This is a genomic window from Pseudomonas sp. GW823-FHT06B06, assembly GCF_058795195.1.
Genome location: NZ_JBXAHO010000024.1, coordinates 71,116 through 90,734, shown reverse-complemented (window position 1 = coordinate 90,734; position 19,619 = coordinate 71,116). Strand labels below are relative to the sequence as shown.

Genomic DNA, 19,619 nt, shown 5'->3' with positions numbered 1-19,619 from the left:
GACAAAAAAAGCCCCGCCAAATTGGCGGGGTTGAGGTACGAGCGTGGCGCTCGGAAAACGTGAAACGCGACAGGCCCTCCCGTGAAGGAGGGCCCGCCGGTGTTACAGCAGGATGGTGCGGATGTCCGCCAGCAGGTCGCTCAGACGCTTGGTGAAGCGTGCAGCAGCGGCGCCGTTGATCACACGGTGATCGTAGGACAACGACAGCGGCAGCATCAGTTTCGGCTGGAAGGCTTTGCCGTCCCAGACTGGCTGGATGGTTGCCTTGGAAACACCGAGGATCGCCACTTCCGGCGCGTTGACGATCGGCGTGAAGCCGGTGCCGCCAATGTGGCCGAGGCTGGAAATGGTGAAGCAGGCGCCTTGCATGTCGTCAGCGGTGAGCTTCTTGTCGCGGGCCTTGGCGGCCAGCGCAGCGGCTTCGGCTGCCAGTTGCAACAGGCTCTTCTGGTCAACGTTCTTGATGACCGGTACGAGCAGGCCTTCAGGGGTGTCGACGGCGAAGCCGATGTTCACATATTTCTTGCGGATGATTGCTTTGCCGCTTGGTGCCAGCGAACTGTTGAAGTCCGGCAGCTCCTTGAGCAGATGCGCGCAGGACTTGAGCAGCAGCGGCAGGATGGTCAGCTTGACGCCGGCCTTCTCTGCAACGGCTTTCTGAGCGATACGGAACGCTTCCAGCTCGGTGATATCAGCCGAATCGAACTGAGTCACGTGCGGGATGTTCAGCCAGCTGCGGTGCAGGCTCGACGCACCGATCTGCATCAGGCGGGTCATCGGCACTTCTTCGATTTCACCGAAGCGGCTGAAGTCCACGACCGGAATCGGCGGGATACCCGCGCCGCCGGTTGCGCCAGCAGCAGCGGCGGCCGGTGCTTCCTTGGCCTTCTGCATCATGGCCTTGACGTATACCTGCACGTCTTCTTTCAGGATGCGACCGTGCGGACCGCTGGCGCCGACAGCGCTCAGCTCGACACCGAATTCACGGGCCAGTTGGCGTACGGCCGGGCCTGCGTGAACCTTGGCGCCAGGCTTGGCTGGAGCAGCAACCGGAGCGGCCGCAGCAGGTGCGGCGGCAGCAGGAGCAGGAGCAGGAGCAGCGGCTGGCGCAGGCGCGCTCGCAGCAGCGGCAGCAGGTGCCGGGGCAGCAGCAGGCGCTGCGCCTTTGACTTTCAGCTTGAGGATCAGGTCGCCGGTACCGACTTCGTCGTCCAGCTTGATGGAAACGCTTTCCACCACACCAGCGGCAGGCGATGGGATTTCCATGCTCGCCTTGTCGGATTCCAGGGTGATCAGCGACTGATCGGCTTCAACCGAGTCACCGGCCTTGACCAGCACTTCGATGATCTTGGCCTTGCCCGCCGAACCGATGTCCGGAACGTGGATGTCCTGAACGCTGTCTGCAACGGGAGCAGCAGGAGCAGCTGCCGGAGCAGGCGCAGCGGCAGGTGCAGGAGCGGCAGCCTGGGCAGGCGCGGCGGCAGGTGCAGCAGCACCGGCCACTTCCAGGTCCAGGATCAGGTCGCCAGTGCCAACTTCGTCATTAAGCTTGACGCTGATGGCCTTGACCACGCCAGCGGCAGGCGACGGGATTTCCATGCTCGCCTTGTCGGATTCCAGGGTGATCAGCGACTGATCAGCCTCGACGGTGTCGCCGACCTTGACCTGGATCTCGATAATCTGGGCCTTGCCCGACGAGCCGATGTCCGGCACGTGCACTTGCTGTACCGAAGCGGCAGCCGGTGCAGCAGCTGGAGCGGCCGGCGCTGGAGCTGCCGCAGGAGCAGGTGCAGCTGCAGCTTTTGCAGCAGGCGCAGGGGCAGCCGCTGGAGCCGCAGCAGCGGCGCCTTCGACTTCCAGCTCCAGCAGTTCGTCGCCCTCTTTCAGGCGATCGCCCAGCTTCACTTTCAGGCTCTTGATGATGCCGGCCTTCGGCGCAGGCACTTCCATGCTCGCCTTGTCCGACTCAAGTGTCAGGATGCTCTGGTCAGCTTCGATGCGGTCGCCGACCTTCACAAACAGTTCAATTACTTCACCTTCACCGCTGCCGATGTCAGGTACGCGAATGAGTTCGCTCACAGAATCTCTCCTCAGCAGTCCAGTGGGTTGAGTTTTTCCGGGTTGATACCGAACTTGGCAATGGCTTCAGCCACAACCTTAGGTTCGATGTCACCACGGTCAGCCAGTGCTTCCAGGGCTGCCAACACCACGAAATGACGGTCGACTTCGAAGAAATGACGCAGTTTCTTGCGGCTGTCGCTGCGGCCAAAACCATCGGTACCCAGGACTTTGAATTCCTTGGACGGTACCCACTGACGGATCTGCTCGGCGAACAGTTTCATGTAGTCGGTAGAGGCGATGACCGGACCTTTGCGGCCATTCAGGCACTCTTCCACGTAGCTCAGCTTAGGCTTCTGGCCAGGGTGCAGACGGTTGGTGCGCTCAACGGCCAGGCCGTCGCGACGCAGTTCGTTGAAGCTGGTAACGCTCCACACGTCGGCGCCGACGTTGAACTCTTCACGCAGGATCTTCGCCGCTTCACGCACTTCACGCAGGATGGTGCCGGAGCCCATCAGCTGAACGTGGTGTGCCGCTTCGCGGTTGTCTTCCTCGAGCAGGTACATGCCCCGCTTGATGCCTTCTTCGGCACCGGCCGGCATGGCTGGCTGCTGGTACGACTCGTTCATCACGGTGATGTAGTAGAAGACGTCCTGTTGCTCTTCGGTCATCTTCTTCATGCCGTCCTGGATGATCACCGCCAGCTCATAGCCGTAGGTTGGATCGTAGGTACGGCAGTTCGGGATGGTGGCAGCCAGCAGGTGGCTGTGACCGTCTTCGTGTTGCAGGCCTTCACCGTTCAAGGTGGTACGGCCGGCGGTACCGCCGATCAGGAAGCCACGGGTACGGCTGTCGCCAGCGGCCCACGCGAGGTCGCCGATACGCTGGAAGCCGAACATCGAGTAGAAGATGTAGAACGGCAGCATTGGCTGGTTGTGGCTGGAGTACGAAGTACCGGCAGCGATGAAGGAGCTCATGGCGCCCGCTTCGTTGATGCCTTCCTCGAGGATCTGGCCCTTCTTGTCTTCCTTGTAGAACATCACCTGGTCTTTATCGACTGGCTCGTAGAGCTGGCCGACGGACGAGTAGATGCCCAACTGACGGAACATGCCTTCCATACCGAAGGTACGGGCTTCGTCCGGAATGATCGGCACGATGCGTGGGCCGATTTCCTTGTCCTTGACCAGCTGCGCGAGGATGCGCACGAAGGCCATGGTGGTGGAGATTTCACGGTCGCCCGAGCCGTCCAGGATAGCCTTGAGGGTATCGAGTGGTGGAGTCGGCACGCTGAAGCTTTGCGCGCGACGCTGCGGCACGAAGCCACCCAGTGCGGTACGACGCTCGCTCAGGTAGCGGGCTTCGGCGCTGTTTGGCTCAGGCTTGAAGAACGGCAGGTTCTCCAGTTCTTCGTCCTTGACCGGGATGTCGAAGCGATCGCGGAACAACTTCAGGCTGTCGACATCGACTTTCTTGGTGTTGTGCGCGGTGTTCTTCGCTTCGCCGGCACCGGTGCCATAACCCTTGATGGTCTTGGCCAGGATGACGGTAGGTTGTTCTTTGTGGTTGACCGCTTCGTGGTACGCCGCGTAGACCTTGTACGGGTCGTGGCCGCCACGGTTGAGTTTCCAGATCTCGTCGTCGGACAAGTCTGCAACCATCGCCTTGAGTTCTGGCGAGTTGAAGAAGTGTTCACGTACGAACGCGCCGTCTTTGGCCTTGTAGTTCTGGTACTCGCCGTCGATGACTTCGTCCATGCGACGTTGCAGGATGCCGTCGACGTCCTTGGCCAGCAGTGGGTCCCAGAAACGGCCCCAGATGACTTTGGTCACGTTCCACTGGGCACCGCGGAACACGCCTTCGAGTTCCTGGATGATCTTGCCGTTGCCGCGAACCGGGCCGTCGAGGCGCTGCAGGTTGCAGTTGATGACGAAGATCAGGTTGTCCAGCTTCTCGCGGCCAGCCAGGGAGATCGCGCCCAGGGATTCCGGCTCGTCGCACTCGCCGTCGCCCAGGAAGCACCAGACTTTTTGCTTGCCGGCAGGAATGAAGCCACGGGCTTCCAGGTACTTCATGAAACGCGCCTGGTAGATCGCCTGGATCGGACCCAGACCCATGGATACGGTCGGGAACTGCCAGAAGTCAGGCATCAGCCAAGGGTGCGGATAGGACGACAGGCCCTGGCCGTCGACTTCCTGGCGGAAGTTGTTCATTTGATCTTCGGTGATACGGCCTTCCATGAACGCGCGGGCGTAGACGCCTGGCGAAGTGTGGCCCTGGAAGTAGATCAGGTCGCCGCCGTGTTCGTCGGTCGGGGCCTGGAAGAAATAGTTGAAGCCGATGTCATACAGGGTCGCGCTGGAAGCGAAGCTGGAGATGTGACCGCCGAGGTCAGAATCTTTCAGGTTCGTACGCATTACCATGGCCATCGCGTTCCAGCGTACCAGCGAGCGAATGCGGCGTTCCATGAACAGGTCGCCAGGCATGCGTGCTTCGTGGGTTACCGGGATGGTGTTGCGGTAAGGCGTGGTGATGGCGTAAGGCAACTGCGAACCGCTGCGGGTCGCGAGTTCACCCATACGGGTCATCAGATAGTGAGCACGGTCTTCGCCTTCTTTGTCGAGAACCGATTCCAGGGCGTCCAGCCATTCCTGGGTTTCGACGGGATCGAGGTCTTGCATGGCTTGCTCCAGGGCGGAAAGGCTACCAGAATCGGTTGCCTGAGTTAGCGACTGGCCTTGTGGGCAGACGTTATGAATTCTTGGATTGCCGATAGGTTGTTCCGGCGGTGTGTAGTTTTACTACAAATCATCCGGCATTTCAGCCTTGCTAATGTATATACGAGTAGTAAAACTACAGATGAGCGGCTTGTGGCCCCCGGCTGCGTTGTGAGAATAATCGTTAAGGTTGGTCTTTTGCCAACCGAAAAAGGTGAAACCTTGATGTTGGCTGCCAATAAAAAAGAATTTTCAGCTATTTCTAACTTTTGTTCGACACTCCTTCAGGTAGTGGGTATGCGAGATTCACTACATGCAGCCTGTTACACGCCGATCAAGGATAGACCATGAGCCTGCCCCCGCTTGTCGACCTGCCCGCTATTCTCTTGCCGTTTGTCACCCGCGCCGAGCAGTCGTTGCGCGATGCTGTCGAGGCATTGGATGACGACCATGGCCTGTCCACATGGACGCCCGAGCGCTGGGCGCAATTTTCCCGGGTAACCGCCGCCAGCGACTTTGTCACCGAGCAATCGGTGCGCGATCCGCTGATGCTGCTGGAACTGGTGCGCTCCGGTGAACTGGACCGTGGCTATGCCCCCGGCGAGTTATGCGCGCAGATCGCTGCAGCCGTAAATGCCGCCGAGACCGATGAACAACTCGGCCGGGCATTGCGCCGCCAACGGGCGCGCCACCAGGTGCGGATCGTCTGGCGTGACCTGACCCGCCAGGCCGATCTGGTCCAGACGTGCCGCGACCTTTCGGACATGGCCGATGCCAGCATCGACCAGGCCTATCAATGGTTGTACGCACGGCATTGCCAGCAGTTCGGCGTGCCCACCGGCCGGCGCAGCGGCGAGCCGCAGCAGATGGTCGTCCTCGGCATGGGCAAGCTGGGCGCGGTCGAACTCAATCTGTCGTCGGACATCGACCTGATCTTTGCCTATCCCGAAGGCGGCGAAACGGTCGGGGTCAAGCGCCCGCTGGACAACCAGGAATTCTTCATCCGTCTTGGCCAGCGCTTGATCAAGGCGCTGGACCCGATGACCGTCGACGGTTTTGTGTTCCGTGTCGACATGCGCTTGCGGCCCTACGGTTCGTCGGGTGCCCTGGTGTTGAGCTTCAACGCGCTGGAGCAGTACTACCAGGACCAGGGCCGCGACTGGGAACGCTACGCGATGATCAAGTCGCGGGTAGTGGCCGGGGATCAAGTGGCCGGTGCGCAACTGCAAGAGATGCTGCGACCGTTCGTGTATCGACGCTACCTGGACTTCTCGGCGATCGAAGCATTGCGCACCATGAAGCAGTTGATCCAGCAGGAAGTGCGGCGCAAGGGCATGGCCGACAACATCAAGCTCGGCTCCGGCGGCATCCGTGAGGTGGAGTTCATTGCCCAGGCCTTTCAGTTGATTCACGGCGGTCGCGACCTGAGTCTGCAACAACGTCCACTATTAAAAGTACTGAGTACGCTGGAAGGTCAGGGTTATCTCCCGCCAGCGGTGATCAGTGAGCTGCGTGAAGGTTACGAGTTCCTGCGTTACACCGAACATGCGATTCAGGCGATTGCCGATCGCCAGACCCAGATGCTGCCGGACAGTGCTCAGGATCAGGCGCGCATTGCCTTCATGTTGGGCTTTGCCGATTGGCCGGCGTTTCATGAGCGCCTGATGTACTGGCGCGGCCGCGTGGCCTGGCACTTCGCTCAGGTGATCGCCGACCCTGACGAGGAGCAGGGCGCCGAAAACGAAGTGGTGGTCGGTGGAGAGTGGTTGCCGCTGTGGGAAGAGGCTCAGGATGAAGAAGCTGCCTGCCGACAGTTGCAGGAAGGCGGTTTCGCCGATGCCACCCAGGCTCTGAAAGCCTTGGCCAGTTTACGCGGCAGCCCGCAATTGCGCGCCATGCAGCGACTGGGGCGTGAGCGCCTCGACGCCTTTATTCCGCGCTTGCTGGCCCAGGCTGTCGAGCATGCCAATCCGGATCTGGTGCTGGAACGGGTGTTGCCACTGGTGGAAGCTGTAGCCCGCCGTTCTGCTTATCTCGTTTTGCTGACCGAAAATCCCGGTGCCCTGCGCCGCTTGCTGACCTTGTGTGCAGCGAGCCCATGGATCGCCGAACAGATCACCCGCTTTCCGCTGTTGCTCGACGAGTTGCTCAACGAAGGCCGGTTGTTCAAGCCGCCGTTGGCGCCGGAGCTGGCCGCTGAGTTGCGCGAACGCCTGACCCGGATTCCCGAGGACGACCTCGAGCAGCAGATGGAGGCCTTGCGCCATTTCAAGCTGGCGCACCGCTTGCGGGTCGCCGCTTCGGAAATCGCCGGCAGCCTGCCGTTGATGAAAGTCAGCGATTACCTGACCTGGCTCGCCGAAGCGATACTGGAACAAGTACTGGCCCTGGCCTGGCGGCAAACGGTCGCCAAGTACGGCACGCCGCTACGCACCGATGGCACCTTGTGCGATCCCGGCTTCATCATTGTCGGTTATGGGAAAGTCGGTGGCCTGGAATTGGGGCATGGTTCGGACCTGGACCTGGTGTTCATCCATGATGGCGATCCACAGGCAGAAACCGACGGGCCGAAGTCGATCGATGGCGCGCAGTTTTTCACCCGGCTCGGGCAGCGGATCATTCACTTGCTGACAGCGCAGACCAACTCCGGTCAGCTCTATGAAGTCGACATGCGCCTGCGCCCGTCCGGTGCATCAGGGCTGCTGGTGAGTTCGCTGGGGGCCTTTGCGCGCTACCAGGAAAATGAAGCCTGGACCTGGGAGCATCAGGCGTTGGTCAGGGCGCGGGTATTGGTGGGTAGCGACGACGTCGGCCGGGCATTCGAGCAGGTTCGCGCAGCGATCCTGGGCAAGGCACGCGACTTGCCGACCCTGCGCCAGGAGGTCAGCGAGATGCGCGCCAAGATGCGCGATAACCTGGGCAGCAAGAGTACCGCGGCCGGCACCGGGGCAAATGCCTTCGAAGCCACAGTGCCCTTCGACCTCAAGCAGGACGCCGGAGGTATCGTCGATATTGAATTTATGGTGCAATACGCGGCCCTGGCGTGGTCCGAAACGTACCCGCCATTGCTGCGCTGGACAGACAATATCCGTATTCTGGAAGAATTGGAGAAGGCCGGGCTGATGCCTGTCGAGGACGCCAGTCTGTTGCGTGAAGCTTATAAAGCTTACCGCTCCGCCGCCCACCGGCAGGCCTTGCAGAAGAATGCCGGGGTGATTCCGGGTGACCAGTTCGCGGACGAACGGCGACAGGTCATGCGGATCTGGCGTGAACTGGGGCTAAGCTGAAACGGGATATTTGATACGCCAATATCCCCTGTAGGAGCGAGCATGCTCGCGATGAATTTGAGAGCGCCGCGGAGTGCCAGACTTGCTGCGTTATCGTTAACGACCATCGCGATCAGGCTCGCTTCTACAGTAGATTTGCGTTGTTCTGTAGAATTTTCGAGGCGGGGAGGCGTAGGCCTCCCCGGTTCGTTTATGGAAACCACATGAAAATTCTGATCGTTGGGCCCAGTTGGGTCGGTGACATGGTGATGGCGCAGACACTGTTTCAGTGTCTCAAGCAACGCCACCCGCAATGCGAAATCGACGTGCTGGCCCCCGAGTGGAGCCGGCCGATTCTTGAGCGCATGCCCGAAGTTCGCCAGGCCTTGAGCTTCCCGCTCGGCCACGGCGCACTGGAGCTGGCGACGCGTCGGCGCATCGGCAAATCCCTGGCCGGCCAGTACGACCAGGCGATCCTGTTGCCCAATTCCCTGAAGTCGGCACTGGTGCCGTTCTTCGCCGGCATCCCCAAGCGTACCGGCTGGCGTGGTGAGTTCCGCTACGGCCTGCTCAACGACGTACGCACGCTGGATAAAGAGCGTTACCCGTTGATGATCGAGCGCTTCATGGCCCTGGCCTACGAGCCAGGCCTTGAGCTGCCCAAGCCTTACCCGCGCCCGAGCCTGCGGATCGACCCGGTGACTCGCGAGGCGGCATTGGCCAAGTTTGGCCTGACCCTCGACCGCCCGGTGTTGGCGCTGTGCCCCGGTGCCGAGTTCGGCGAGTCCAAGCGTTGGCCGTCCGAGCATTACGCCAAGGTGGCCGAAGCGAAGATTCGCGAGGGCTGGCAAGTCTGGCTGTTCGGTTCGAAAAACGATCACGCCGTGGGTGAAGACATCCGTTCGCGGTTGATTCCCGGCTTGCGTGAAGAGTCGGTGAACCTCAGTGGCGGCACCTCGTTGGCCGAGGCCATCGATTTGCTGTCCTGCGCCGATTCGGTGGTGTCCAACGACTCTGGCCTGATGCACGTTGCCGCCGCGCTGAACCGCCCGCTGGTGGCAGTCTATGGCTCGACGTCACCGGGCTTCACGCCACCCTTGGCCGAACATGTCGAGATCGTGCGCCTGGGCATCGAATGCAGCCCATGCTTCGACCGCACCTGCCGTTTCGGCCATTACAACTGCCTGCGCCAACTGATGCCGCAGGCGGTGAACGAAGCCTTGCAGCGTTTGCAGGGCACTGTGGTCGAGGTCAAATAGTTTGCGGGTATTGCTGATCAAGACTTCATCGCTGGGCGACGTGATTCATGCGCTGCCGGCGCTGACCGACGCCTCGCGGGCCATCCCCGGCATCACCTTCGACTGGGTGGTGGAAGAAGGCTTCGCCGAAATTCCGACCTGGCACCCGGCGGTGGGCAAGGTGATTCCGGTGGCGATCCGTCGCTGGCGCAAGAACCTCTGGCAGACCATCAAGAGTGGCGAGTGGAAGCGCTTCAAGCAGAGCCTTCGCGCCACGAAATACGATCTGGTCATCGATGCCCAGGGCCTGCTCAAAAGCGCTCTGCTGACCCGGTATGTGAAAGCCCCGGTGGCCGGCCTCGATAAAGGTTCGGCGCGCGAACCCGTCGCCGCGCGTTTCTATAACCGGCGGCTGGCGGTTGCCCGCGGTCAGCATGCGGTAGAGCGGGTGCGTCAGTTGTTCGCCATCGCCCTGGGTTATGACTTGCCCAAGGGGCTGGGTGACTACGGCCTGAGTGTCGAGCGCCTGGTGGAATTGCCGCGCAAGAACCCCTATGTGGTGTTCCTGCATGGCACCACCTGGGACACCAAGCACTGGCCCGAAGCCTACTGGCGCGAGCTGACTGAACGGGTCGGTTACCTCGGCGTGGGCGTGAAACTTCCCTGGGGCAACGGCGCGGAAAAGGCCCGTGCCGAGCGCATCGCTGCCGGCTTCAAGCACGCCGAGGTTTTGCCCAAGCTGAATCTGGCCGGGGTCGGCAAGGTGCTGGCCGGCGCGCAAGCCTGCGTGGCGGTGGACACCGGCCTCGGTCATCTGGCCGCAGCCCTTGATGTGCCAACGCTGTCGCTGTTCGGCCCGACCAATCCGGGCCTGACCGGGGCCTACGGCAAGTCGCAGATTCACATGGCCAGCGATTTCCCCTGCGCACCGTGTTTGCAAAAGAAATGCACTTATCAACCGACGGCCGAAGATGCCAATCGGTTTGACCTGAAACGCGAGTGGCCATTGTGCTTCACGCGTCTGAATCCCGAGCGTGTCGCGAGCCGACTGAGCACGTTGTTACTGGCTGAGGAGCTGCGCTGATGCAATTGGCATTTGTCCTGTACAAGTACTTTCCCTTTGGTGGCCTGCAGCGAGATTTCATGCGCATCGCCCTGGAGTGCCAGAAGCGCGGACACCAGATTCGCGTCTACACGCTGATCTGGGAAGGCGAGGTGCCACCGGGTTTCGAGGTACTCGTGGCGCCGGTCAAGGCATTCTTCAACCATCGGCGCAACGAAAAGCTCAGCGAGTGGATGGAAGCGGACTTGGCCAAGCGTCCGGTGGATCGCTTGATCGGCTTCAATAAGATGCCGGGTTTGGACGTCTACTACGCCGCTGACGGCTGTTTCGAAGACAAGGCGCAAAACCTGCGCAATTCGCTGTATCGGCGCTGGGGCCGCTACCGCCATTTCGCCGAGTACGAGCGCGCGGTGTTCGCCAAGGACGCCAAGACTGAAGTGTTGATGATTTCCGAGGTCCAGCAACCGCTGTTCATCAAGCATTACGGCACGCCACTGGAGCGCTTCCACCTGCTACCGCCGGGCATTGCCCAGGATCGTCGCCGGCCGGCGGATGCGGACGAAATTCGCGCCGGGTTCCGCGCTGAATTCAATCTGAAGGACGATGACTTGCTGCTGGTGCAGATCGGCTCCGGGTTCAAGACCAAGGGCGTGGATCGCAGTCTCAAGGCCCTGGCCGGGTTGCCCGCTGATCTGAAGAAGCGCACCCGGCTGTTTGTAATTGGCCAGGACGACCCCAAGATATTCCAGATGCAGAGCGCCACGCTGGGGCTCGGCGACAACGTGACGTTCCTCAAGGGTCGCAGCGATATACCGCGTTTCCTGTTGGGCGCCGATCTGTTGATTCACCCGGCCTACAACGAAAACACCGGCACCGTGCTGCTCGAAGCGCTGGTGGCTGGGTTGCCGGTGCTGGTCAGTGCGGTATGCGGGTACGCCCATTACATCGCCGAGGCCGACGCCGGTCTGGTGCTGGACGAGCCGTTCGATCAAGCCCAGCTGACCCAGTACCTGACCGGTATGCTGAACGACGCTCAAGCAAGGGCGGCCTGGAGCCGCAACGGTTTGGCCTTCGCCGAGACGGCCGACCTCTACAGCATGCCGCAACACGCGGCCGATGTGATTCTGGCGGAGCACGCTTAAATGAAGTTGATGCTGGCTGAACCGTTCAAGAGCCTCTGGGCCGGACGCGATCCGTTCGCCGAAGTCGAGGGCTTGCAGGGCGAGGTATACCGGGAGCTTGAGGCTCGCCGCACGCTGCGTACCGAAGTGAACGGCAACGGGTTTTTCGTGAAAATCCACCGTGGCATCGGCTGGGGCGAGATCTTCAAGAACCTGCTCACTGCCAAGTTGCCGGTGCTGGGGGCTGGCCAGGAGTGGAAGGCCATCCAACGCCTGCAGGAAGTCGGCGTGCCGACCATGACCGCCGTCGCTTATGGCGAGAAGGGCAGCAACCCGGCGGACCAGCATTCGTTCATCGTCACCGAAGAGCTGGCGCCGACTGTCAGTCTCGAAGATTACAGCATCAACTGGATCAAGCAGCCGCCCGAGCCAAAACTCAAGCGTGCGCTGATTGCCGAAGTGGCGCGCATGACCGGCATGATGCACCGTGCCGGGGTAAACCACCGTGACTGTTACATCTGCCACTTCCTGTTGCACACCGACAAGCCGGTGACCGCAGACGATTTCAAACTCTCGGTGATCGACCTGCACCGCGCCCAGACCCGTCCGACGATCACCGCGCGCTGGCGTAACAAGGATCTGGCGGCGCTGTATTTTTCCGCGCTGGATATCGGCCTGACCCGACGCGACAAGCTGCGTTTTCTCAAGGGCTATTTCCAGCAGCCGCTGCGCCAGGTCTTGAGCGAAGAAGCCGGGCTGCTGAGCTGGCTCGAAGGCAAGGCCAACAAGCTTTACGAGCGTAAACAGCGATACGGGGACGCGCTCTGATGGCGGGCTGGAGGCTTGAGCCTGCTTACAACGATCTGGCAGAAGACTTCGGCAGCCTTGATGCCGTGTTTGCGCTGCAAGGTGAGCGCCTGACCCGCGATCCGTTGTCGGAGGTCATTCGCGTCCAGCGCAATGGCGTCAACTATTACGTCAAACGCTACGTGGGGGCGGGCAAGGGCTTGCGGCGCTACCTGGGTAAGCCACGGGTGAAAATGGAGTGGCAGAACCTCAAGCGTTTCGCCAAGTGGGGCATCCCCACCGCCGAAGTAGTGGCCTGGGGCCTGGAGCGGCGTGGTGCGGCCTACGATCGTGGGGCGATGATCACTCGCGAACTGCCACATACAGAAGACCTGTCGGCGCTGGCCGAGCGGCACGATGCGAAACTGGCGGACCGCGCCTGGGTCGACAGCATCAGCCGACAACTGGCCAGCTACACCCGCACAATGCACGAACATCACTTTACCCATAACGATTTGAAGTGGCGCAACCTGCTGGTCGACGATCAGGCCCGCCTGTTCCTGATCGACTGCCCCAACGGTGATTTCTGGAGCGGTTTCTGGCTCAAATACCGAATCACCAAGGACTTGGCCTGCCTGGACAAGGTCGCCAAGTATCAACTGTCGGCTACCCAGCGCCTGCGCTTTTACCTGCAATACCGCCAGTGCAGCCGGCTCAATGCCGCCGATAAAAAGCGCATCCGGCATGTGGTGAGATTTTTCGAGGGACGCGAATGACTGATTTCCTGGCCGCTGAAGACCGTGCGCTGCTTGAGCGCCACGGCCTCGGTACTTTCGATGCGCTCTGGGCCCGGCAGCTCGATGCCGTGGACGAACCCAACACCTTGCGTGGAGGCTGGAGCAGCGTGTTTCGACTGGATCTGGAGGGTCAGGGTTTCTACCTCAAGCGTCAGAGCAACTACCAGATGCATACCTTGCACGCGCCCTTTGGCGAGCCGAGTTTTGCCAGGGAGTTTCGTAACATCAGCCGCTACGAAAAGCTCGGCATTCCAGCGCTGAAAGCGGCGTTTTTCGGTGAGCGCAAGGTCGACGGCGAAGTCCGGGCGATTCTCCTCACTCGCGCCCTGGACGGCTGGGATGACCTGGATTCGCTGCTGCAGCGCTGGTCGGACCTCGGCGAGGCGCAACATGTGGCGATACTTCAAGCCTGCGGAAAACTGGCGCGGCACCTGCACGGCAAGCGTCAGGTGCATGGCTGTTTTTACCCCAAGCATATTTTCCTGTGCGCCACCGGTGACGGCTACCAGGCGCAACTGATCGATCTGGAAAAGACTCGGCCACTGCTGTTCGGCCAGCGGGATCGGGTCAAGGACCTGGAGCCGCTGTTACGTCGGGCGCCGGAATGGAGCGAGGCGCAGCTGCGTATTCTGCTGGCCGCCTATCTGGATCAATCTCAGGACAGCACGCTGATCGATAGCTGGCTGGCGCGCCTGACCGCGCGACGTAGCCATAAGGAGAAGCGCTGATGCATTTGTCCGAGCTGAAAAACGCTGGCCGTCAGCCGAGCCTGCCCATCAGTCTTTCACTGGCCGATGCTGCCGGGCCGGCGCAGTTGCAGTTGCTGACCCTGTTGCGGGTATTGCCTGGACAGCGTTATGTCGGTGCCGGTGTCTGGCGCGGTCGGCCAGTGCTGGCCAAGTTGCTGGTTGGCAACAAGGCAGCACGGAATTTCCAGCGCGAGTTGGACGGCGTGCGATTGCTCTCCGCCCAAGGCCTGACCACGCCACTCCTGTTGGCTGATGGCCTGAAGGATGGCGAGGGTGGCTGGCTGCTGTTTGAGTTCCTTGAGGGTGCCCAGAGCCTGGGCGATGCCTGGCAGCAGGTGGAAGGCCTGCCGGTGCTGGCCGACGAGCAGTCAGCCGTGCTGGCGCAAGCCTTGGGTGCGATCGGCCAGATGCATCGCAAAGGTTTGTGGCAGGAAGACCTGCATCTGGACAACCTGTTGCGCCAGGGCAATCGACTGTATTTGATCGATGGCGCCGGGATCTGCAGCGAAACGGCGGGCCAGCCACTCTCGCGCCAGAAGGTCCTGGAAAACCTCGGGGTGTTTTTCGCCCAGTTGCCCAAGTCGCTGGAGCCGTTCACCGAAGAATTGCTGGTGTACTACCTGCTGAGCAACGGCGAGCATGCCCTACCCATGGAGGCGCTGCAAAAACAGGTCGACAAGGTTCGCAGCTGGCGCCTGAAGGACTTCCTGATCAAGACCGGTCGCGAATGCACGCTGTTCAGCGTCCAGCGCGGTGCGTTCGGCTTGCGGGCGATCCGTCGCGAGGAAGAGGCAGCAATGCTGCCGGTATTGGCCCAGGCTGATGCCTTGCTGGATCAGGGGCATCTGTACAAGACCGGCGGCGCGGCGAGCGTCGGCAAGGTTGAGGTGGACGGACGTACGCTGGTGATCAAGCGCTACAACATCAAGGGTTTCGCCCACTGGCTCAAGCGCTTCTGGCGCCCGAGCCGTGCCTGGCACTCCTGGCGCGAGGGCAATCGCCTGGCATTCCTCGGCATCGCCACGCCCAAGCCGCTGGCGGTGCAGGAAAAGCGTTTTCTCGGGTTGCGCGGTCGTGCCTATCTGATCACCGAGCATCTGCCGGGGCCAGACATCATCGAGCGATTCGCGCCGTACATTGATAGCGGCGATGCTCCTGAGACCGAGTTGCTGGCGCTGGATCACCTGTTCGCCGAACTGATTCGCGAGCGCATCAGCCACGGCGACTTCAAGGGCCACAATCTGTTCTGGCAGCAGGATCGTTGGGCGCTGATCGATCTGGATTCGATGTGCCAGCATGGCTCGCTCGCCAGCTTCGCGCCGGCGTATGCTCGGGATCGGGCGCGGTTCATGCGTAATTGGCCCGAGAATAGCGCGCTCTATCAGGTCATCGATCAGCGTCTACCCAAGGACGTCTCTGGCGCTGCCTGAACCCCTTCGAGAGATTAGCGGACAAGTTCCTGCGAACGGTCCTACATGATTTTGAGAAGCCATGAACTGTGGCCTGAATGACCGCGATGCTAGTTTGCCTGACGCTTACGGAGGGCAAGCTTTGACGATCAAGACGCTAGTTGTATCAGGTTTCATTTCACTGGCTTTGACAGGGTGCGGGACGGTCGCAACGGTGTTTCAGGACGATGCCGACGCGGCCCACGGGCTTCGACGGCAAAAAACCTATTGTCAGTCCATTCCTCGGGTGTACAGCGGCCTGGCCTACGATTTTTGTGTGCTGAATGCGCCGCCCGATCCAACGGGTATCTACGTCCCGCTCGTTTTGGTGGACTTGGTATTGACTGGCGTGCTGGATACCGTTGTCTTGCCGTATACGATTTACCGGCAGGGCACGGATGGCAATATCAGCATTTACTGGCGGCCAGCACCCGAATAACCAACGGCACGGTCAACCCCGCTATCGCTTGCAGCTTGCCGCTAGAGGCTTGAAGCTGCTTTTAAGCTATAATCCCGCCCTTTAGCTGTCTCTCGCCCGTTGCGAGGGCACATTAATTTTTGAGGCGCATTGCGCCTGCACGCAGACTAAAGAGGCTAGACCCCTGTGGCATTGACGATTCTTGGCCTGTCCGGCGCCCTTAGCCATGATCCTTCCGCAGCCCTGTACATCGACGGCAAGCTGGTCGCGGCGGCGGAAGAAGAGCGCTTCGTACGCGATAAACATGCAAAGAACCGCATGCCCTACGAGTCGGCGAAGTTCTGCCTGGAACAGGCCGGCATCAAGCCTTCCGACGTTGACGTGGTAGCGATTCCGTTCGCACCGATCAGCCTGTTCGGCAAGGCGCGGTGGCAGTACGCCAAGCGATACTGGTACGCCCCGGACCGCGCACTTGACGCGATCCTGATGGGTAACCGTCGCTACAAGCGCTATCGCAACAAGATCGTCTGGTGCCTGGAGCAACTGGGTTTTGATCCGAAGAAGATCAAGATCGAGCCGGTTGAACACCACCTGGCCCACGCCTCCAGCGCCTATCACTGTTCCGGTTTCAAAGAGAAAACCGCGATCCTGGGCATCGACGGCAAGGGCGAGTACGCCACGACCTTCTTCGGATATGGCGAAAACGGCAAGATCCACAAGATCAAGGAATTTTTCGATCCGGACTCTCTCGGCGGCCTGTATGGCGCGATCACCGAGTTCCTCGGTTTCGACATGCTTGACGGTGAGTTCAAGGTCATGGGCATGGCGCCGTACGGCGACGCCAGCAAATATGATTTCTCGCGCCTGGCTTCGTTCGAAAACGGTGAGCTGGTCATCAACACCGACTACGCCAACGTTATCGGGCTGCGTCGTTACAAAGAGAAGGGCAAGGGTTACTACTTCTCGCCGAAGCTGATCGAGTGGCTGGGTCCAAAGCGCGAAGGCGACATCGCCGACGAGCCTTACATTCACTATGCCGCCAGCATTCAAGCGCTGTTTGAAAAAATTGCCTTGCAGATGATCGACCATTACCTGGGCGACGTGCTCAAGGAAACCGGCAAGCTGGCCTACGCCGGTGGTTGTGCGCTGAACGTCAAGCTCAACCAGAAAATCATCGCTCGCGACGACGTCAAGGAGCTGTTCGTGCAGCCGGCGTCCGGCGACGCCGGTACTGCGGTGGGCGCGGCAGCGTATGTGTCCCATGCCCGTGGCGTACCGGTCGAGAAGATGGAACACGTTTACCTCGGTCCGTCGTACAGCAACGAAGACGTGATCGCGGCCTGTGCTCGTCACGAGAACAAGCCAACGTGGCGCAAGCTCGACAACATGCCCGAGCAGATCGCCAAGATCATGGTCGACGGCAACCCGGTGGCCTGGTTCCAGGGCCGCATGGAGTTCGGTCCGCGTGCACTGGGCGGTCGTTCGATCATCGGTTGCCCGAGCGTGGCCGGCGTGGCCGACCGCATCAACCACCAGATCAAGTTCCGCGAGCGCTGGAGGCCTTTCTGCCCGTCGATGCTCGACACCGTCGCACCGCAGATGATCAAGATCGATCACCCGGCGCCGTTCATGACCTTCACTTTCGAAGTGGCTGAAGAATGGAAAACCCGCGTGCCGGAAGTCGTTCACGAAGACGGCACGTCCCGGGCCCAGGTGCTCAAGCGTGAATACAACCCACGCTACTACGACATGATGAAGGCACTGGAAAACCTGACGGGTAACGGCGTGTCGCTGAACACCTCGCTCAACCGTCGTGGCGAACCGATGATCTGCTCGCCGACGGACGCCTTGAACATGTTCTTCGGTTCGGATCTACAGTATCTGATCATGGAAGACATCCTGGTGGTCAAAGAGGGCGCGGACACCTATGACACGCTCGGCTGAACGCCATGTGCTGCAGTTTTGTCACGGCTATGACGGGCCGTTCCTGGACTGCGCCCGGCAGTACGCCAGCCTGTTCGCGGGCACCGGCTATCGCGTGACCACGGTGTTTCTGACCGGGGTCGCCGATGCCGAGGTGGCCGCGGGTTGCGCCTCGGATGAAGTGTTGTTCATGGAGTACAGCTCCAAGGCCATTCGTGGCCTGAAACTGGGCGCCATTGGCGATCTGCGCAAGATCGCCGCTTCGCGCAATTTCAGTTTCTGCATTGCCCATCGCTTCAAGCCGATCTACATCGCCTTGCTCGGCACCTCGTTGCCGGTGATTGGCGTGCACCATGCGTTTGACGATTACAAGCGCGGCACACGCAAGCTCTTCGCGCATATTTTCCGCAAGCGCCTGAGCCTGCTCGGGGTGTCCGATGCCGTGCGTGACGACATGCGCCAATGCCTGCCGAAGTGGCCGGCGGCAAGGATCCAGACGCTCTATAACCGGATCGATGTACCGGCTTTGCAGGCTAGCCAGGTGTCGGCTCGCGAGGCGCGCGAGACCCTCGGCCTGTCTGCGGATGCATGGATCGTCGGCAACGTCGGTCGTCTGCACCCGGACAAAGATCAAGCCACGTTGCTGGAAGGATTTGCCAAGGCGCTCCCCGGGTTGCCGGCCAACAGCCAACTGGTCATTTTGGGTAGCGGTCGTCTGGAACAGGATTTGAAGGCCCAGGCTCTCGAGTTGGGGATTGGCAACCGGGTGCTGTTCCTTGGTCAGGTCCCTGAGGCCCGGCGGTATTTCAGCGCTTTCGATGTGTTTGCCCTCAGTTCCGATCATGAACCATTCGGCATGGTGCTGCTCGAAGCCATGGCGGCGGGCGTGCCATTGCTCGCAACGGCCTGTGGCGGAGCCAAGGAAGTGGTCGAAGGCGTTGGTATTCTGTTTCCCTTGGGCGATGCCGAGCACTTGGCTCAAGGCCTGCAACATCTGGCCGCAATGGACGAGCAGCAACGTCGCCAGTGCGCCGAGTTGATGCTTGAGCGCCTGCGTGAACGCTTCTCCGACCGCGCGGTGCGCGATGCTTTCTGGCACTTGCCGCACGTTACCGAACTGGCACAGAGGGGCTGATGCTCAACCGATTTCAAGGCTGGCGCGAACGCGGCTGGTCGCTATCCGATGCCTCGACTTATGCCGAGGCCTGGCAGCGTTATGGCGGCAGCGTCGCCACTCACCCGCTGGTGGTCGAGCGCCTGGCGCGGCTCGCCGACATCCCGGTGCGATACCTGGCGTGGGAGCAAGGCGGCGAAATCAAGGCGGCGATTCCGACCTGGGGGCGCGACCTTGCCTTGTCCAAGGACGTGCTCAAGCGTCACGGCAAGAAGGGCTTGTTCGACCTCGGCAATGCCGAAATCATTCTGCCGGCTGCCGCCGATGCCCAGGCACCTTTGCGCCATCGTGGCCGCTACTTGTCGGCGCTCAACGAAAACCGTTTCACCGGTATCAGGCTGCAGGCCGAACAACTGGCCATGGCGCGCACGCCCGAAGAGTTGTCGAAGAAATTTCGCTACAACCAGCGTCGCGAACTCAGGTTGCTGGAGGAAGCGGGTGGCGTCGTGCGAGCGGTTTCCGAGTTTTCCAGCCAGGAGCTGGGCGCGATCTATTGTGATTTGTTCCTGCGCCGCTGGGGTTTCCCGGCTACCGGTGCCGAACGCATGGCCGAGGTCATCGAGTTGTTGCGCGAGTTTCTGATCGGTTCGGTGATCTTCCTCAATGATGCCGCCATCGCCATTCAACTGGTTTATCGCGTTGAGACGCCGCAATGGATCAGCGTTGAATACATCAATGGCGGTGTCGATCCCGAAACCCGCGAGTTCAGCCCCGGTAGCGTACTGAGTTTTCTCAACACCCAAAGCGCCTGGGAGCACGCCAGGGCACTGGACAAGCCCCTGCGCTTTTCCTTTGGCCGTGCCGACCGGGAATACAAGGATCGCTGGTGCAACCCTGTGCCGGTCTACACCGTATGAGTCAAGC

Annotated in this window: 14 protein-coding genes; 12 read left to right on the top strand and 2 right to left on the bottom strand. The window is 60.9% G+C overall.

Going from position 1 to position 19,619, the window contains the following annotated elements; translation table 11 throughout:
- Positions 1 to 102: 102 nt before the first annotated feature.
- The gene (gene aceF / locus AC1Q8Q_RS21260) at positions 103 to 2,079 is read right to left on the bottom strand and encodes a dihydrolipoyllysine-residue acetyltransferase (protein ID WP_168757119.1); all 1,977 of its coding nucleotides are present in this window, start codon (positions 2,077 to 2,079) and stop codon (positions 103 to 105) included.
- An 11-nt stretch (positions 2,080 to 2,090) separates the two neighbouring features.
- Positions 2,091 to 4,736 (bottom strand): pyruvate dehydrogenase (acetyl-transferring), homodimeric type, encoded by a 2,646-nt coding sequence (aceE, locus tag AC1Q8Q_RS21255; RefSeq protein ID WP_020796211.1) that lies wholly within the window; start codon positions 4,734 to 4,736, stop codon positions 2,091 to 2,093.
- 383 nt (positions 4,737 to 5,119) lie between these two features.
- Between aceE and glnE the strand changes: the two genes are divergently transcribed.
- From glnE to AC1Q8Q_RS21195, 12 genes are all read left to right on the top strand, one after another.
- A complete protein-coding gene (gene glnE, locus AC1Q8Q_RS21250) occupies positions 5,120 to 8,059 on the top strand; it encodes a bifunctional [glutamate--ammonia ligase]-adenylyl-L-tyrosine phosphorylase/[glutamate--ammonia-ligase] adenylyltransferase (protein WP_020796213.1) in 2,940 nt (979 codons plus the stop codon).
- Between the two features lie 203 nt (positions 8,060 to 8,262).
- A complete protein-coding gene (waaF, locus tag AC1Q8Q_RS21245; protein WP_020796214.1) occupies positions 8,263 to 9,297 on the top strand; it encodes a lipopolysaccharide heptosyltransferase II in 1,035 nt (344 codons plus the stop codon).
- A 1-nt stretch (position 9,298) separates the two neighbouring features.
- Entirely contained in the window at positions 9,299 to 10,360 is a 1,062-nt protein-coding gene (gene waaC, locus AC1Q8Q_RS21240; protein WP_020796215.1) for a lipopolysaccharide heptosyltransferase I, read from the top strand.
- Positions 10,360 to 11,481: a glycosyltransferase family 4 protein gene (locus AC1Q8Q_RS21235; protein ID WP_020796216.1), complete on the top strand. Its 1,122-nt coding sequence runs from the start codon at positions 10,360 to 10,362 to the stop codon at positions 11,479 to 11,481. The genes waaC and AC1Q8Q_RS21235 overlap by 1 nt, the downstream gene beginning before the upstream one ends.
- Positions 11,482 to 12,288 carry a lipopolysaccharide core heptose(I) kinase RfaP gene (gene rfaP / locus AC1Q8Q_RS21230; RefSeq protein WP_020796217.1) on the top strand — a complete coding sequence of 269 codons (807 nt, stop codon included), beginning with the start codon at positions 11,482 to 11,484 and terminating at the stop codon, positions 12,286 to 12,288. It begins immediately after the preceding gene.
- Positions 12,288 to 13,022, top strand: coding sequence for a lipopolysaccharide kinase InaA family protein (locus AC1Q8Q_RS21225; protein ID WP_020796218.1), 735 nt, complete (start codon positions 12,288 to 12,290; stop codon positions 13,020 to 13,022). Before rfaP ends, AC1Q8Q_RS21225 begins: the two co-directional genes overlap by 1 nt.
- On the top strand, positions 13,019 to 13,771 hold the full coding sequence (locus AC1Q8Q_RS21220; RefSeq protein ID WP_020796219.1) for a lipopolysaccharide kinase InaA family protein: 753 nt from the start codon (positions 13,019 to 13,021) through the stop codon (positions 13,769 to 13,771). Before AC1Q8Q_RS21225 ends, AC1Q8Q_RS21220 begins: the two co-directional genes overlap by 4 nt.
- Positions 13,771 to 15,222, top strand: a complete 1,452-nt coding sequence (locus AC1Q8Q_RS21215) for a lipopolysaccharide kinase InaA family protein (RefSeq protein ID WP_151143877.1) — start codon at positions 13,771 to 13,773, stop codon at positions 15,220 to 15,222. The genes AC1Q8Q_RS21220 and AC1Q8Q_RS21215 overlap by 1 nt, the downstream gene beginning before the upstream one ends.
- Before the next feature lie 121 nt (positions 15,223 to 15,343).
- Positions 15,344 to 15,679 (top strand): YceK/YidQ family lipoprotein, encoded by a 336-nt coding sequence (locus tag AC1Q8Q_RS21210; protein WP_080725275.1) that lies wholly within the window; start codon positions 15,344 to 15,346, stop codon positions 15,677 to 15,679.
- A 165-nt stretch (positions 15,680 to 15,844) separates the two neighbouring features.
- Positions 15,845 to 17,602 (top strand): carbamoyltransferase family protein, encoded by a 1,758-nt coding sequence (locus tag AC1Q8Q_RS21205; protein WP_020796222.1) that lies wholly within the window; start codon positions 15,845 to 15,847, stop codon positions 17,600 to 17,602.
- On the top strand, positions 17,586 to 18,716 hold the full coding sequence (locus AC1Q8Q_RS21200) for a glycosyltransferase (RefSeq protein ID WP_020796224.1): 1,131 nt from the start codon (positions 17,586 to 17,588) through the stop codon (positions 18,714 to 18,716). Before AC1Q8Q_RS21205 ends, AC1Q8Q_RS21200 begins: the two co-directional genes overlap by 17 nt.
- Complete coding sequence (locus AC1Q8Q_RS21195; RefSeq protein ID WP_179056881.1) at positions 18,716 to 19,612, top strand: antimicrobial resistance protein Mig-14; 897 nt, start codon at positions 18,716 to 18,718, stop codon at positions 19,610 to 19,612. Before AC1Q8Q_RS21200 ends, AC1Q8Q_RS21195 begins: the two co-directional genes overlap by 1 nt.
- Positions 19,613 to 19,619: the final 7 nt, after the last annotated feature.

What these genes read in the sequence shown, in the direction of transcription:
- AC1Q8Q_RS21200 (WP_020796224.1), top strand. Translation starts at nt 17,586, where the DNA reads ATGACACGCTCGGCTGAACGCCATGTGCTGCAGTTTTGTCACGGCTAT.
- AC1Q8Q_RS21235 (WP_020796216.1), top strand. Translation starts at nt 10,360, where the DNA reads ATGCAATTGGCATTTGTCCTGTACAAGTACTTTCCCTTTGGTGGCCTG.
- AC1Q8Q_RS21220 (WP_020796219.1), top strand. Translation starts at nt 13,019, where the DNA reads ATGACTGATTTCCTGGCCGCTGAAGACCGTGCGCTGCTTGAGCGCCAC.
- rfaP (WP_020796217.1), top strand. Translation starts at nt 11,482, where the DNA reads ATGAAGTTGATGCTGGCTGAACCGTTCAAGAGCCTCTGGGCCGGACGC.
- AC1Q8Q_RS21225 (WP_020796218.1), top strand. Translation starts at nt 12,288, where the DNA reads ATGGCGGGCTGGAGGCTTGAGCCTGCTTACAACGATCTGGCAGAAGAC.
- glnE (WP_020796213.1), top strand. Translation starts at nt 5,120, where the DNA reads ATGAGCCTGCCCCCGCTTGTCGACCTGCCCGCTATTCTCTTGCCGTTT.
- waaF (WP_020796214.1), top strand. Translation starts at nt 8,263, where the DNA reads ATGAAAATTCTGATCGTTGGGCCCAGTTGGGTCGGTGACATGGTGATG.
- aceE (WP_020796211.1), bottom strand. Translation starts at nt 4,736, where the DNA reads ATGCAAGACCTCGATCCCGTCGAAACCCAGGAATGGCTGGACGCCCTG.
- AC1Q8Q_RS21215 (WP_151143877.1), top strand. Translation starts at nt 13,771, where the DNA reads ATGCATTTGTCCGAGCTGAAAAACGCTGGCCGTCAGCCGAGCCTGCCC.
- AC1Q8Q_RS21195 (WP_179056881.1), top strand. Translation starts at nt 18,716, where the DNA reads ATGCTCAACCGATTTCAAGGCTGGCGCGAACGCGGCTGGTCGCTATCC.